The organism is Chryseobacterium sp. X308 (genome assembly GCF_020733145.1).
Taxonomy (GTDB): Bacteria; Bacteroidota; Bacteroidia; order Flavobacteriales; family Weeksellaceae; genus Chryseobacterium; species Chryseobacterium cupriresistens.
Genome location: NZ_JAJFZH010000014.1, coordinates 69,653 through 84,519, shown reverse-complemented (window position 1 = coordinate 84,519; position 14,867 = coordinate 69,653). Strand labels below are relative to the sequence as shown.

The window sequence follows — 14,867 nt, the reverse complement described above, 5'->3', positions numbered from 1 at the left end:
AATGGCTCTTTCCCTTGCAATCATTACTTATAATGAAGAAGAGAATATCACAAGACTTTTAGATTCATTAACAGATACAGCTGATGAAATCATCATTGTCGATAGCTTTTCAACGGATAAGACCAAAGAGATTTGCACTCAAAAATATCCTCAGGTAAAATTCTTTGAGAAAAAATTTAATGGGTATGGTGAACAAAAAAACCATGCCCTTACTTTATGTTCCCATGAATGGGTTTTGTTTCTGGATGCCGATGAAGTTCCTGATCAAAATCTGAAAAGATCTATACAAAGCATTGTTGCTTCAGAAAACCCGGAATTCAATGTTTATAAAGCAAAATTCAGCAATCATTTGGGAATTCATACGATCAGATTCGGGGGCTGGGGAAATGTATGCCGTGAAAGGCTGTTCAGAAAAAAATACGTAAGGTATTCGGATGATAAAGTTCATGAATTTTTGATATCTGATGAGAAAGCTGGCCTTATGAAAGGAAAACTGGATCATTATACTTACAAAAGCATTCATCATCATGTCTCAAAAATCAACAAATATTCTGATATGATGGCTGAGAAAATGTTTGAAAGAGGGAAGAAAGTCAGGAGATTTAAAATCATTGTTGGCCCGATATTCGAGTTTATGAAGGTTTTTATTTTCAGGCTTGGTTTTCTGGATGGATTTCCTGGATTTTATGTTGCTAAAACAATGTCTTATTACACCTTTTTGAAATATATCAAGCTGCGTGAAAAAATAAGGCTGTTAGAAATTGAACAAAATACCGTAAAATAGCATGATTTTGTATCTGATTCTTGTTGTATTGGCGATATTTATCGTTGTGTATTTCCGTCTCTACCTTTTTGTTTTTCCGCATAACAGACTGGTTATCCTTATGTATCATCAGATTGAAAAAGAAAGCCATGAAGATCTTACGGTCAGTTTAAAAAATCTTGAACAGCAGTTTTCATATCTGAAACGAAACAAGTACACTTCCCACTTTTTTTCAGACCTTACTGTTTCAACAAAAAGAAACATTATCATCACCTTTGATGACGGATACAGAAACAATCTTGAATATCTACCCTCTTTACTGGAAAAATACAATCTGAAAGCTACAATTTTTATTCCCACCGGATTTATCGAAAAGGGATATAAGAATTATGCCATGATGAGCTTTGATGAAATCAGGAATCTGGATAAAAAGTATTTTGAGATTGCCCTTCACAGTCATGCCCACGAAAACTTGAGAAATGCACCTTTTGATTTTGTAGAAAAAGATCTAAAAAAAAACATGCAGATTCTTGATGCCCAAAATATCAGGTATTCAAAGGTTTTGGCGTACCCGTATGGAAAATATCCACAAAAAAAACATGATAAATTAGCATTTTTTTCTATTTTGAAAAAAATAGGAATTGATTTTGCAGTAAGAATTGGAAATAAAGTGAATTATTATCCTACACAGCATCCATACGAACTGTGTAGAATTGATATAAAAGGCAAAGATTCGCTCATAAAATTCAAATTTAAACTTATCTTTGGGAGATTAAAACTATTTTAAAAATAATATTAAGGAGTATGTAACGTACTTCTCTATCAAACAAAACGTTGTGATGAATATAAGTGGTTTAATCATAACATATAATGAAGAAAAAAATATACAGGATGTCCTTGAGTCTTTTGATTTTTGTGATGAAATAATTGTGGTAGACTCTTTTAGTACGGATAAAACTGTAGAAATTGCAAAGAAATTCCCCCATGTAAAAGTGATTCAGAATAAATTTGAGGACTTTACAAAGCAGAGAAATTTAGCTCTTGATCATGCAACCAACGACTGGGTATTATTTTTGGATGGTGATGAAAGAATTACTCCGGCCCTGAAGCAGGAAATTATCGGTGAGCTGAACAAACCCGGGCAAAAGGATGCCTATTATTTTTACAGGAAATTCTTTTTTGCCCAGAAACCGATTCACTTTTCAGGAACGCAGTCTGATAAAAACTTCAGGCTATTCAGAAAATCGAAGGCCAGATATATGGCGGGAAAAAAGGTACATGAAACTCTGGAGGTTAACGGAACCATCGGAATTTTAAAAAATAAATTACTCCACTACTCCGTTTCAGATTATGAATCTTACAGAAAAAAAATGATTCATTACGGAGTTTTAAAGGGTAAAGAACTGGCTGCAAAAGGGAAAAAGTACAGTGTTTTGGTTCAATATCTTAAAACAGCTTTTAAATTCTTTAAAGCCTATATAATGAGACTGGGTATTTTAGACGGAAAAGAAGGGTATCAGTTATCTTACCTTCAATCTTTAAGTGTTTATGAAACCTATGAATCATTAAAAAAAGAGCAAAATTAGTTGAATGAAGATTTGTATCATTAGTTATGATTTTTGGGATTATGATAAGTATATTGTTGAAACATTATGCAAAAGAGGTATTGATGCACATCATGTAAAGATCAGTACCGTTACACATTCCAACTTCAATGAAAGAGCGGTAAATGCTTTAAGCAAAACTTTTTTAAACAAAAATCTTAAGACTGAAAAAAGACAAAAATACGTTCTGGATTCTCTGGAAAAATTAGGGCATCAGGATCAGATACTGGTGATGAACCCGGATACATTCGATCTTTCTACCCTTCAAAAAATCCGAAAATATACAGACCGCCTGGTTACCTATCTTTATGATAATCTTGAAAGGGTTCCGGTGGAAGACAAGTTATATCTTTTTGATAAAGTATTCTCATTCGACTATATTGACGTCAAAAAGCACGGGTTCGAAAAGTTAACAAACTATATTTATCTTCCCCATTGTTCACAGGAAATCCAACAGCCTGAAATGGATCTTTTCTATATCACATCGTATGATAACAGAAGGGTTTCCCTGATAAAGTTACTGGCTAAAAAACTGATTGAACAGGGATTAAAATTCCAGATCATGATCATCGGAAAAAAGTCATGGAAACATCAGCTCACGAATATTTTCATGACGGTTCCCAAAAATCTTTTTCTGATTTTCAGCATCAAAAAGATTCCACACAACGATCTTCCAAAGTATTATAAGAACTCCAAAGTTTTACTGGACCTCATGCGTGAGGGGCAATATGGGCTCAGTTTCAGAGTTTTTGAGGCCATGGCTCTGGACAAGAAAATCATTACTGATAATGAAGCCATTAAAACCTATGATTTTTACAATCCCAATAATATTTTGATTTTAAACAAAAATATTAGTAATCTTGACAAATCTTTTTTTGAAACACCCTACGAGAAAATTCCGGAAGAAATCTACTACAGATATACTTTGGATAGCTGGGTGAATAAAGTTTTTGAACTGGATACTAAAAACTAGCAAATGGGAATCTTAAAAAAAATAAAAAAACACTTCGAAAGAAAAGAAAAACTCAAAAACCTTCAGTCTAAGGATATAGTCAACATTCATCTGTATGACGCTTCCCAAAAAACGATTCTGTTTGCATCAAGAGATTTCCCTGCCCATGATAAAGAATCCGGGGCCAACAGACTGAAAGAGCTAATATTTATTTACAAAGAATTAGGATACAACTGCATTTTATTTGCTCCTCATATATTTGAAGACGATTCTTATGTAAAGTTTTATCAGCAGCACAACGTTATCGTTTATATAGAGAATACCAGATACAGGAATATCTACGATTTTCTGTCTTCTTTTAAAAAGATAGATTATGTCTGGTTCAACGGTCCTCTGGCTCTGAATCTTTTTTATAAAAAAATGAAGACTGTTTTACCATCTGCCAAATTCATTTATGATATGGTGGATATTCATTTTTTAAGGTTTAAAAGAGCGATAGAACTGGAACCGACCCGTATTTCTTTAAAGAAAAATTACAAGCATTTTTTCCGGCTGGAAACCGTTGTCGCACCACAATTGGACTATATTATTGCGATATCTGATAAGGAAAAGGAAATTATGGGCGGGTATGCAGATAAAAATAAGATCATTACGATATCCAATATTCATTATCCTAAAATTGATATTTCTGAAAGAAAGAGCTTCAGTGAAAGTAAAGGAATTACCTTCATTGGCTCTATTCACGAACCGAATATTGATGCGGTAAAATTTTTATACGAAAAAATAATGCCTATTGTCTGGAAAACCAATCCTGAGCTGGAAGTAAGCATTATTGGTAATGTTGCCGAAAAACTGGATCTTAAACTATTTCCTAAGTTTAAATTTTTAGGATTTGTGGAAAGCATTGAAGAGCATTTCATGAATTCAAAAATTATGGTAGCTCCTTTAAGATTTGGTGCCGGGGTAAAAGGAAAAATCGGACAGGCGTTTGAATATTTTTTCCCCGTGGTTACTACAGATATAGGTGCCGAAGGAATGAAACTTACCGATAAAAAAAATGTGCTGATTGCCAATGACGAAACCCGTTTCGCAGAGGCCATAATCCAGCTGAATAATGATGAAGAGCTTTGGAATACTTTAAGCAGAAATTCTGTGGACAGCCTGAGAGCCTTTTCACCTGAAGAAGTAAAAGAAAAACTTAAAACATTATAAAAACATGTCATTAAGCGTAAACTATCACGGTTTTTTTGATGGAAATTTTGGTATAGCAGAAGCCACAAGGCTTAATGCAGCTGCTATGGAAAACGCAGGCATTAAAGTAAACCGCATCAGCTACTCAAGTGACACTCTTGAAAAGTCTGAAAGCAATACAGAAGCCGATGCGTTAATCAATATCTTTCACATTAACAGTAATGTGACTCACGAATTCTTTTCAAAAAACCAGGATATCAATCTTGCGGGTCATTATAACATTGTTTATTGGGCATGGGAATTTCCTGAGGTATCCGATAAAACAGTTGAGTTTCTCAATATCTTTGATGAATTATGGGTTCCCAGCGATTTTTGTGTCAATATTTTCACGAAATATACAGGGATTCCGGTGATGAGATTTTCTCATCCTATTCAAAAACTGGCTCCTTCTGATGAGTTTAATTTTGAGGAGTACCATATTAAGCCCGGCACCCATGTATACATTACCATTTTTGATTCCTTAAGTACTACCATCAGAAAAAATCCTGAAGCTACTATTGAGGCGTTTATTAATGTCTTTAAAGATGATCCCGAAAGTGTTTTAATTGTCAAGACCCATAATCTTGACAGAAGTAAAGATGCACAGAAAGTAGTGGAAAAATATGCCGGCATTTCGAATATTATCATTATTAATGAACATTTTTCGAAAGAAAAGCTTCATTCTATGATTCAGAAATCCGATGTCCTTATTTCGCTTCACGGTTCCGAAGGTTTCGGACTTACCATGGCAGAAGCTATGTCTTACGGGAAAATAGTTGTAGGAACCGGATACTCGGGAAATCTTGACTTTATGAATGTGAACAACAGTTTCCTTGTTCAATATAGTTTTATTAAAACCTCCAATACCAAAGGGTTAATTGCTGAAGGGCTCACTTTGGCAAAACCTGATCTACAGGATGCCACACAGAAACTTTTGTATATAAAGAATAATTTTAAATCTTTACACTCAATTAAAGAAAGTGCCGAGGCTCAGATCAGAGATCATTTTTCTCTTGAAGCCATAGGACAATTGCTTAAGTTAAGGCTGTCCTTTATTGCGCAGATGGACAAAAAAGGAAATCCTTCAGAAAACAGTGTAGGAAATGTTTTTTATCTGGCTGAAATAGACAGATTGACCGGCAGGGTGAATTACCTTGAGAAAACATTATACAATAAAATCAGAAAAAAAGTAAACCTCTTTTTAAAGAAAGTAAAAGGTAAGAAATAAAAAAGAGCGGTGGATTTGTCTTAATCCACCGCTCCTTCATTTTATAGGAAATTATTTCTTCTGTTTTCTGTTTCTGAAATACATTTTCACACCATATATCCACTGAATAGGTTTGCTTTTTTTATAAATTCTAAGATCCTTTTTCAGAAATATATTGTCTGCATAGAGTTTCATCAACGCTGATCTGCTTTGCTGAATTTTCCCCTCGGAAATAAGTTCTTCAGATCTTTCTCTGATCAGTTTCCCTACTTTTTCGAGTGAAAAGTCCTGAGTAATTGTTGTACGGGCATGATCCGATTTTTCTTTAACATCCTCACCTCCCTGATATATTTTTTTCAGGTATTCGGAGGCTTTTTCCAGTGAGGGTTCAGACCAGACGGTATTAGAATCGTAGTTAAGGTCATCTGAACCATAAGAAACTTTCTCTGCTTGTACCAGAAAACTGTTATCAGCATTCATAAATTCCAGATTTCCGGAATATCCTGTAGCGATAACAGGTTTTCCAAAATACATGGCCTCTGCTATGGTAAGCCCAAAGCCCTCAGACCTATGAAGAGAAATATAGCTGTCACAGTTACTGATTACGTAATTGAGTGCATTTTTATCAAAAATCTTTTCTACAATTTTGATTTTTGCAGAGTCCCCGATTGCTTCTTTTATCTGTTGTTTTTCTAAAGGAAACTTATCTGATTTAGAAGTTTTGATGGTCAAGAAAGCATTATTGTCTTTCTCATCAAATGTCTCTCTGAAAACCTTTATCAGGTTGAGTACATTCTTCCGCTGTATGGAGCTGTTATAATCAAAAATGAATAAAAAATTAAAGTACTCCTCACTATAAAAATGTAAGGCATCAGCATCATCCGTTTTTTTCAGATGAATATCAATCGGATGCGGAATTACTTTGATGGGAGATGCTATATACTTTTCAATGCATTTTTTACAATACTCTGAAGGTGTCCAAACCTCATCGAAAAGATTAATATTCAGCAGATAATCTTCCGGAATGGTTTCGGATTCCCATGCCATATAAAGAATATTGTATTTTCTTTCAAAAAAAGAATAATCAAAATATTCAAAAAAGTTTGAGATTTCAGAAACGGATGGTGACACCTGGACTAAATTAATGGGATGCTCTGCTTTATCCGAAAACTGAGTAAACGTAAGATCATTATTATTATGATTGGTTCTCACATCATAGTTGATCATACTGATGGGCATGCCAACACTCTGTATTGCTTTACAATTGAGTCTTGTTGCTTCAGCAATACCAAATTCACCATTAATAAATCCGAAAACGTTAATTCCTAAATCTGCCATTTCTATTTTCTAATAATTCAAACTGATTAATCTTCCAGGGTTTCATAAAAGTTATTCTGCTTTTTTTGCTTCTCAAAATTCTTTTTATGAACTAAAGACAATTCATATTTTGCTGGAATTTCTGTAAAGTTTTTATTTCCATGTAAAACTTCATGTACTTTATTCTTCCAGAATATTTTTTTATTATTCTTAATAATTCTAGCCTGATAGTCCGGAAAATTAATATAGCCTTCATTATTCATTTTCCACCCCATTTGCTGTACATATTCTTCTGTAATTCCTTCCACCGTATTGATTCTGGGAACGTAAAATATTTCAACACTTTTCTCCTTTTTAAGATAAGGCTTCAATGTTTTAATGAAATGTTCAGTAGGGTATTCATCGGCATCAATCTGAAACAGATACTGCCCGTTTGCCTTTTCTACTAATCTGTTTTTAAACGTGGCAAAATCTCCATCCAGCCTCGCTTCCAGTTTTACTATATTATGATAACCGGCAAGCAGCTCCGTCACCTCTTTATTTTTATGAGTAATATCCTGAAGAACAATAATCTCGTCATTCTTATCAATCAAAGGGATGAGAATATCCAATAAATTTTTAAGTTCCTTAGCTTCATCATTGACCGTGATTCCGTAAGAAATAGTGATAAATTTACTGAAAAAGCGTGAAAGTAAGCTCATAATTTAATTGTAGATTATAGGATAATTGCCGGAAAAGTGGGTAAAATAATTTTCAGCAATGATTTGTTTTACGTAATTTTTATATGCTCCTGTAGGATAGAAACAAAAGCCTGTTTTTTTATAATAATATTTGAGGAAAAATTTTGGAAGTTTTTTCTCTTTTTCAATTATTTCAAGCCCTCTGTCAGTTCCTTTTATTTTATATAAAATCTGAGTATTAAATTCTATAGGTAAAGCTTCGAACCAATTGTTGATCTGGGAAAAGTAAGCAAACGGTGTTTCTTCAAAACTGTTCAGTTCCCCTTGATTATGATCAGAAAAATAATATTCGGCGAAGATATCTGCTACTTTTTCCGGCCTGAAGATAAACACTCCTCCATTAATGCTTCCCTGCAATAAAGGATTGGCTTTAAAATGACGGTCTGTAAAATATATTTCACTGGTTTCTTCCAGTATTCTTGGGATATGTCCCCAGGTCCTGTTGAATTCCTGCGTACCTCTGGGATCCAGAACGGCTCCAAAATATTTGTCTTCAGGAAGAAAATCAAAAATAGAAGGTGCTTTATCCGAAATAACAATGTCAAGATCCATAAACAGAACCATATCGTAATTCTTTGTTTCTGCTGGAATCAGCAGCTTCTGGGCCAGAAGCGGACGGTGAAAATTCTCATCTATAGGTTTATCAATGATCTTTATATCCGCACCACATTTTTTAGCATAGCTCTCAAACCTTGCCTTATTTTTATTGTACATTTTCCAGTACTTATCTCCTACAATAAAAAGACATATTGCTTTTCTCATTAATAAACTCTATTTATAAGCTACAAAAATACATTTTTAGCGACAAGCTTATAAAAAATATTAGTTTTAAATTCCAATTACTAATGAGATTTTCCACAAATAATATCTTTTGTTTGTCAAACAAAAAGAAACCGTCTTACAATGGAGACGGTTTCTTTTTGTAAAATATTAAAATTATTTAGTTAGTATGCGTAGAATTCAATTCCCTCCTTAATATAACCTGAAGGTGTTACGCTGGATCTTGAATAATAATGATCTTTACCGTTCCAATATTGGTAGATAGGAACTGTATTAGGCTGCTGAGTAGCAAAAGCATTGAACTCGATTCCTTCATCTACATATCCCGAATAATATCCCGGAGTTTTTGTATAGTAATGATCTTTACCATTCCAGTATCTGTAGATAGGAACTGTATTGGGAGCTTTGTACAAGAATGCATTAAACTCTGTTCCTTCAAAAGAATATCCGTTATAGCTTCCAGCAATTTTTGTATAGTAATGATCTACTCCGTTATAATATCTGTAAATTGGAATGGTGTTAAATTCAAGATACACTTTATTATCAATCAGATATTGATCTACATAAGCTTTAAGCTGAGCTTTTTTAACAGGATCTTTTACAAAGTCATAAATAATAATCAACCCGTTGCTTCCAAAGTCAACCAAAACAGAATTATTTACATTTGAGCTGTTCTGCCAATTGGAAATATTAACTTTAGTATTGGTCTGATCCAGATTCAAATCTCCTACCAAGCCTTTTGAAGGATCCCCGCCTCTGGTTTTGTAAGTCAACTTTTTAGAAAAATTCATGTGGTATTCAGAAGTATTCACATCATTATCCACATTCACATTAAAGATATTCAGCATTCCTGCCTTTATTCCGATTCTGGCTGCCTTATCACGAGTCTGGCTCGTTGTTTCAGACTGGAATAAAATATCAAGTTTTGCGCCTGTATAAATATCCGTCATCACGTGAGTTCCATAATCCTGAACAATCTGCTGCGGAGTTTTTGTTTGTAAATCCTGAGCAAATTCAGGAGTTATATAATCACCCAGCATATCTGTAGTCGCATTGAATCTTACTCTTTTCTGTTTGATCGTAAGGTTATAACTTCCGTAGATATATTTTGCATCAAACTTATTGTTGGTTGTTACCGCTGAGCCAAAACCTACAGACAGTATTTTTTTAAACAGTGGAAAATTAACTGTTGCATCCACTTTGGTTGAAACCATTTTCGAGTAAGCCTCAGCATTTTCACCATAATCTTCGGAGTACTCCTGAGAGTTTGTGTTTTCGCTGATTAATCTGTTGGCTTGCTCCAATTTAAAGCGATCAATATCAACCACCTTAAAACCGGCAGCTGTCGCATTGGCATATTCACCGGTAACATTATAACCATGTCCCAGAACATCATAAATCCCGTCTCCCGCAAATTTGGAAGCAGATAAGCGATTATTAGCTTTTGCCGCAGAGCTTTCAGGGGTTGTCTCGCTATTCAGTTCCTCCGTTGAACATGAACTCATAAAAAGCATCAGTAGACTACTGAAGCAAAATAAAATTTGTTTTTTCATAGATTATTTAAAAGTTTCAGCAAATATACTATTCCACAATGAGTGAAGTAAGTAAAACAAGATGACATATATCATCATTTAGTGAATTTAATAATTAAATGAAATAGCCTTTAATAAAGAATAGACCATTCACTTAAAAGGGATTTAACAAATAAAATTATTTGCAGAAATAAATTTGATCATTCAACAACTTTCTTTATGACCCCCAACTTCCATAATATAATTTCCTAAACTAAAACCGTAAGATTTAAATATCATTCAATATATCTATCAGGTTATTTTAAAATGACATATGAAGAAAGAAATAAAAAAGCAAGGAGAAAAAAAATCAACGGATATAAATCATCCCGTAAACGTATAATTTTAAGTAAATTTGCAAAAATTAAAATTGAAATGGAGAAAGTAAGAGTACGTTTTGCTCCAAGTCCTACAGGACCATTACATTTGGGAGGCGTAAGAACCGCATTATATGATTATCTTTTTGCTAAAAATCAAGGGGGAGAATTTGTATTGAGAATTGAAGATACAGACACGGCCAGATATGTAGAAGGAGCTGAAGAATATATTGAAGAAGCTTTAGAATGGTGCGGAATCATTCCTGATGAGAGTCCTAAAAAAGGAGGAAAATTCGCTCCTTACAGACAGTCTGAAAGAAGAGACATCTATGACAGATATACTGAGCAGATCCTGAAAACAGATTATGCTTACATTGCTTTTGATACTGCAGAAGAGCTGGATGCAATGCGTGCAGAATATGAAGCAAAAGGTGATGTTTTCTCTTATGATAATAAAACAAGAAACCGTTTAAGAAACAGCCTTGCCCTTTCTGAAGAAGAGGTTCAAAGGTTATTAGACGAAAAGACGCCTTATGTAGTACGATTTAAAATGCCTGTTGACAGAGTATTAAATCTTGAAGATATTATTCGTGGAAAATTTTCAGTCAATACCAATACTTTAGATGATAAAGTTCTGGTAAAGAATGACGGAATGCCAACGTATCATTTTGCCAACATTATTGATGACCATGAAATGGAAATCTCCCACGTGATCCGTGGAGAAGAATGGCTTCCATCTTTAGGACTTCACACTTTATTATATGAAGCAATGCAGTGGGAAGCGCCTCAGTTTGCCCACCTTTCCTTAATCTTAAAACCTGAAGGAAAAGGAAAATTAAGCAAAAGAGACGGAGATAAATTCGGGTTCCCGGTATTCCCTCTTGACTTTAAAGATCCTGCTACAGGGGTAGTTTCTAAAGGATACAGAGAAAACGGATATCTTCCTGATGCTTTCATTAACATGGTTGCCTTATTAGGATGGTCTCCGGCAGATGATAAAGAAATACTTCCTCTGGATGAAATGATCAAGGAATTTGATCTTCATAAAGTACATAAAGCGGGCGCAAGATTCAGTAAAGAAAAATCTGAGTGGTTCAACCATCAGTATATTCAGATGAAGTCTGATGAGGAACTTCTTCAGATCCTTAAAAATACCGACCTTGACCTTTCTGGTGTATCGGATGAAAAACTTTTGAAAGTAATTCATCTGATGAAAGAAAGAGCCACTTTCCCGAAAGATATCTATGAAAACGGCAAATTCTTCTTCGAAGCTCCTGCTTCGTATGATGAAAAAGCATCAAAAAAAGCATGGAATGAAGAAACATCGGTAATTTTAGGTGAATTGGCGACTGCTTTTGAAACAACAGACTTTGTGGCTGAGACTTTAAAGCAGACCATGCATGATTTCGCGGAAAACAAAGGATTAGGAATGGGCAAAGTGATGATGCCATTACGACTATCTTTAGTAGGAGAATTGAAAGGACCGGACGTCCCGGATATTCTGGAAATCCTTGGTAAAGAGGAAAGTATCTCCAGAATAAACAATGCTGTAAATAATTTTAAATAGAATAACCATAATTTTTCATACATTTGAAAGATTTAATTTACTTCAAGAAATGGAATATTTAAGTTTCGAACTTCCTATCAAAGAATTGATGGATCAATACCAGACGTGTTCTTTAGTAGGAGAAGAAAGTGGTGTTGATGTAAAATTAGCATGCAGCCAGATTGAGGATAAGATTTTAGAAAAGAAAAAAGAAATCTATGGAAATCTTACACCTTGGCAAAGAGTACAACTGTCCCGTCATCCGGATCGTCCTTATACATTGGATTATATTAACGGAATGGCAGACAAAGGCAGTTTCTTAGAACTTCATGGAGACAGAAATTTCGCTGATGATCCGGCAATGATTGGAGGATTGATTACCCTTGATGGTCAGAAAGTAATGATCATAGGGACTCAAAAAGGAAGAACGACCAAAGAAAGACAGCACAGAAGATTTGGGATGCCAAATCCGGAGGGATACAGAAAAGCTTTACGATTAATGAAGCTTGCTGAAAAATTCAATATCCCTGTGGTAACTTTAGTAGATACACCGGGAGCTTATCCGGGGCTGGAAGCTGAAGAAAGAGGACAAGGTGAAGCTATTGCAAGAAATATTTTTGAAATGGTTCAGCTGAAAACTCCAATCTTCACGTACATCATCGGAGAAGGTGCCAGTGGCGGAGCATTAGGAATAGGTGTAGGAAATAAGGTATATATGTTGGAGAACACATGGTATACAGTAATTGCACCGGAAAGCTGCTCTTCTATCTTATGGAGAAACTGGGATCACAAAGAAGATGCAGCCAATGCATTGAATCTTACTCCGGCAGATGCCTTAAGAGAAAAGTTCATTGATGGTATCATTGAGGAACCGCTTGGAGGAGCTCATTATGATCAGGAAACAACCTATCTGAACCTGAAAAATTCAATTTTACAAAATATCAAAGCTTTTTCCAAATTTACAGGACAGGAGCTTGAAACCCAGAGACAGGACAAATTCATTGCAATGGGTCAGTTCAAAGGATAAAAAATAAAAAAAGGTTAAGAATTTTTTCTTAACCTTTTTTCTGTAGTTTTCTTCTGTTTCTATTCTGCAACATTCAGTGCAATTTCAATATCCTGGCTGATTTTCTTTAAGGAAGAATATTTGGCATCACATACCATTGTGGTCAACACGTATTCCCCTTTATCTACCAGAATAAAATTTTCTCCTTTGGCAGGTACACTGAGATTATAATATTTTTTACCACTTATCTTTACAATAAGATTACAGGTGGATCTGTTTTTAATATTGATATAGGCTTCGTTTTTATTAATATCATTATTAAAAAGGTGTGTAAGCATTGCTGCTGTTCTTTTATTTTCTTCACTGGGTCCTGCTTTAGAAGTACCGGCACTTTTTGCAGAACCTGCAGAACTTACTGATGCAAAGGTAGCTGTTCTTCTTTCTTCTTTTAAAGCTTCTATAGCAGCTGCTGTATTATTAGAGACAGGTTTTCCATTAGCAGTATATGCTTTTTTTGCGGCCATCGTCTTTCCGCTATTCAATTCATTATTTTTAACGATATTTTCAATTTTTTCTTTGCTGATTGGTTTTATGGTAGGTTTTGCTTCCGGAGAATTCCCTGCCATGATAATATCAATCAGTTTTCTTTTAAAATAGTCTGTTTTAGCATGTCCGGGATTCTGTTTCAAAAAACCGGCAATTACTCTTGCCTCTTTTGAGATTTCAGCTTCCTGTTCGGTATAGATGATTACAGTTTCTTTTTCAACAACCGCTTTAGATTTTGTTTTTTTCTTTTTTTGAGAAAAACCTAGTGCAAAAATGCATATAAATAGAAGGAAGAAGATTTTTTTCATTAATCAAACCTTTAAAATAGTATTAAATATATTAATAACGTGAAAAGTCATTTTTTAGTTTATCATTAAAATCATTATCTTTGCACTGCTCTAAAATTAAGCTAAAAATTAATACTAATCTTAAATAAAAAATAATAGATATTATGTCTTATACACCAGTTGCTGCAGATGTAGCTAAATTAAGAAACCAAACAGGTGCAGGTATGATGGACTGCAAGAAAGCTCTAGTTGAAGCTGAAGGAGACTTCGAAAAAGCGGTAGATATCCTTAGAAAAAAAGGACAAAAAGTTGCTGCTAACAGAGCAGACAGAGAGTCTACTGAAGGGGCAGTAATCGCAAGAGTAAACGAAGACAACACTTTAGGTGCTGTAATCTCTTTAAATTGTGAGACTGACTTCGTTGCTAAAAACGAAGCATTCGTTGAGCTAGCTTACGAATTAGCTGAAATGGCAATCTTCGCTGCTACTAAAGAAGAGCTTTTAGCTACAGATTTCCACGGAATCACTGTTGCTGAGAAATTAGTTGAGCAAACAGGAGTTATCGGTGAGAAAATTGAGATCGGATCTTTCGAAAGAATCCAGGGAGCTTTCTTAGGAGCTTACATCCACGCTGGAAACAAAATTGCTGCAATCACTTCCCTATCTGCAAAAGTAGACGGAGCTGAAGAAGCTGCTAAAGCTGTTTCTATGCAGGTTGCTGCAATGAACCCAATTGCTCTTGACGAAACTGCGGTTTCTCAGGAAACTATCGACAGAGAGTTGGAAATCGAAAGACACAAACTTACTGAAGAAGGTAAGCCTGCCAACATTATCGACAACATCCTTAAAGGTAAAATGCAGAGATTCTACAAAGACAACACTTTGGTACACCAGGATTTCATTAAAGACGGAAGTATCTCAGTTGCTGATTATGTAAAATCTGTAAACGCAGACTTAAAAGTAACAGGATTTGTAAGAGTAAGCCTATAAGCTGACTTTTTC

General features: G+C 34.6%; 14 protein-coding genes. 9 read left to right on the top strand and 5 right to left on the bottom strand.

Translation table 11 applies throughout. The features are described from left to right. Nucleotide 1: 1 nt before the first annotated feature. Genes LIV57_RS15345 through LIV57_RS15320 form a run of 6 tightly spaced genes read left to right on the top strand, consistent with a single transcriptional unit; the run spans nt 2 to nt 5,777 of the window. Entirely contained in the window at nt 2–784 is a 783-nt protein-coding gene (locus LIV57_RS15345) for a glycosyltransferase family 2 protein (protein ID WP_227943340.1), read from the top strand. Between the two features lies 1 nt (nt 785). Further along, nucleotides 786–1,550: a polysaccharide deacetylase family protein gene (locus tag LIV57_RS15340; RefSeq protein ID WP_227943339.1), complete on the top strand. Its 765-nt coding sequence runs from the start codon at nt 786–788 to the stop codon at nt 1,548–1,550. A 52-nt stretch (nt 1,551–1,602) separates the two neighbouring features. Continuing rightward, nucleotides 1,603–2,349 carry a glycosyltransferase family 2 protein gene (locus LIV57_RS15335; protein ID WP_227943369.1) on the top strand — a complete coding sequence of 249 codons (747 nt, stop codon included), beginning with the start codon at nt 1,603–1,605 and terminating at the stop codon, nt 2,347–2,349. Nucleotides 2,350–2,353: 4 nt separating this feature from the next. Then, nucleotides 2,354–3,340 (top strand): hypothetical protein, encoded by a 987-nt coding sequence (locus LIV57_RS15330; protein WP_227943338.1) that lies wholly within the window; start codon nt 2,354–2,356, stop codon nt 3,338–3,340. A gap of 3 nt (nt 3,341–3,343) precedes the next feature. Further along, nucleotides 3,344–4,531, top strand: a complete 1,188-nt coding sequence (locus LIV57_RS15325; protein WP_227943337.1) for a glycosyltransferase — start codon at nt 3,344–3,346, stop codon at nt 4,529–4,531. A gap of 4 nt (nt 4,532–4,535) precedes the next feature. Beyond that, the gene (locus tag LIV57_RS15320) at nt 4,536–5,777 is read left to right on the top strand and encodes a glycosyltransferase (RefSeq protein ID WP_227943336.1); all 1,242 of its coding nucleotides are present in this window, start codon (nt 4,536–4,538) and stop codon (nt 5,775–5,777) included. A gap of 51 nt (nt 5,778–5,828) precedes the next feature. Here LIV57_RS15320 and LIV57_RS15315 read toward each other — a convergent pair whose 3' ends face one another. From LIV57_RS15315 to LIV57_RS15300, 4 genes are all read right to left on the bottom strand, one after another. Further along, entirely contained in the window at nt 5,829–7,094 is a 1,266-nt protein-coding gene (locus LIV57_RS15315) for a glycosyltransferase (RefSeq protein WP_227943335.1), read from the bottom strand. A gap of 26 nt (nt 7,095–7,120) precedes the next feature. Beyond that, nucleotides 7,121–7,774, bottom strand: coding sequence for a glycosyltransferase (locus tag LIV57_RS15310; protein ID WP_227943334.1), 654 nt, complete (start codon nt 7,772–7,774; stop codon nt 7,121–7,123). A gap of 3 nt (nt 7,775–7,777) precedes the next feature. Next, complete coding sequence (locus tag LIV57_RS15305; protein WP_227943333.1) at nt 7,778–8,575, bottom strand: hypothetical protein; 798 nt, start codon at nt 8,573–8,575, stop codon at nt 7,778–7,780. Between the two features lie 182 nt (nt 8,576–8,757). Continuing rightward, nucleotides 8,758–10,146, bottom strand: a complete 1,389-nt coding sequence (locus LIV57_RS15300; protein ID WP_227943332.1) for an MAC/perforin domain-containing protein — start codon at nt 10,144–10,146, stop codon at nt 8,758–8,760. A gap of 393 nt (nt 10,147–10,539) precedes the next feature. Here LIV57_RS15300 and gltX point away from each other — a divergent pair, with 393 nt between their 5' ends. Beyond that, complete coding sequence (gltX, locus tag LIV57_RS15295; RefSeq protein WP_227943331.1) at nt 10,540–12,048, top strand: glutamate--tRNA ligase; 1,509 nt, start codon at nt 10,540–10,542, stop codon at nt 12,046–12,048. Between the two features lie 49 nt (nt 12,049–12,097). Continuing rightward, nucleotides 12,098–13,054, top strand: a complete 957-nt coding sequence (locus LIV57_RS15290; protein WP_062675714.1) for an acetyl-CoA carboxylase carboxyltransferase subunit alpha — start codon at nt 12,098–12,100, stop codon at nt 13,052–13,054. 59 nt (nt 13,055–13,113) lie between these two features. Here the strand turns inward: LIV57_RS15290 and LIV57_RS15285 are convergent, their stop codons facing one another. Continuing rightward, complete coding sequence (locus LIV57_RS15285) at nt 13,114–13,887, bottom strand: DUF6759 domain-containing protein (protein WP_227943330.1); 774 nt, start codon at nt 13,885–13,887, stop codon at nt 13,114–13,116. Nucleotides 13,888–14,030: 143 nt separating this feature from the next. Here LIV57_RS15285 and tsf point away from each other — a divergent pair, with 143 nt between their 5' ends. Continuing rightward, a complete protein-coding gene (tsf, locus tag LIV57_RS15280) occupies nt 14,031–14,855 on the top strand; it encodes a translation elongation factor Ts (RefSeq protein WP_110011476.1) in 825 nt (274 codons plus the stop codon). Nucleotides 14,856–14,867 lie beyond the last annotated feature (12 nt).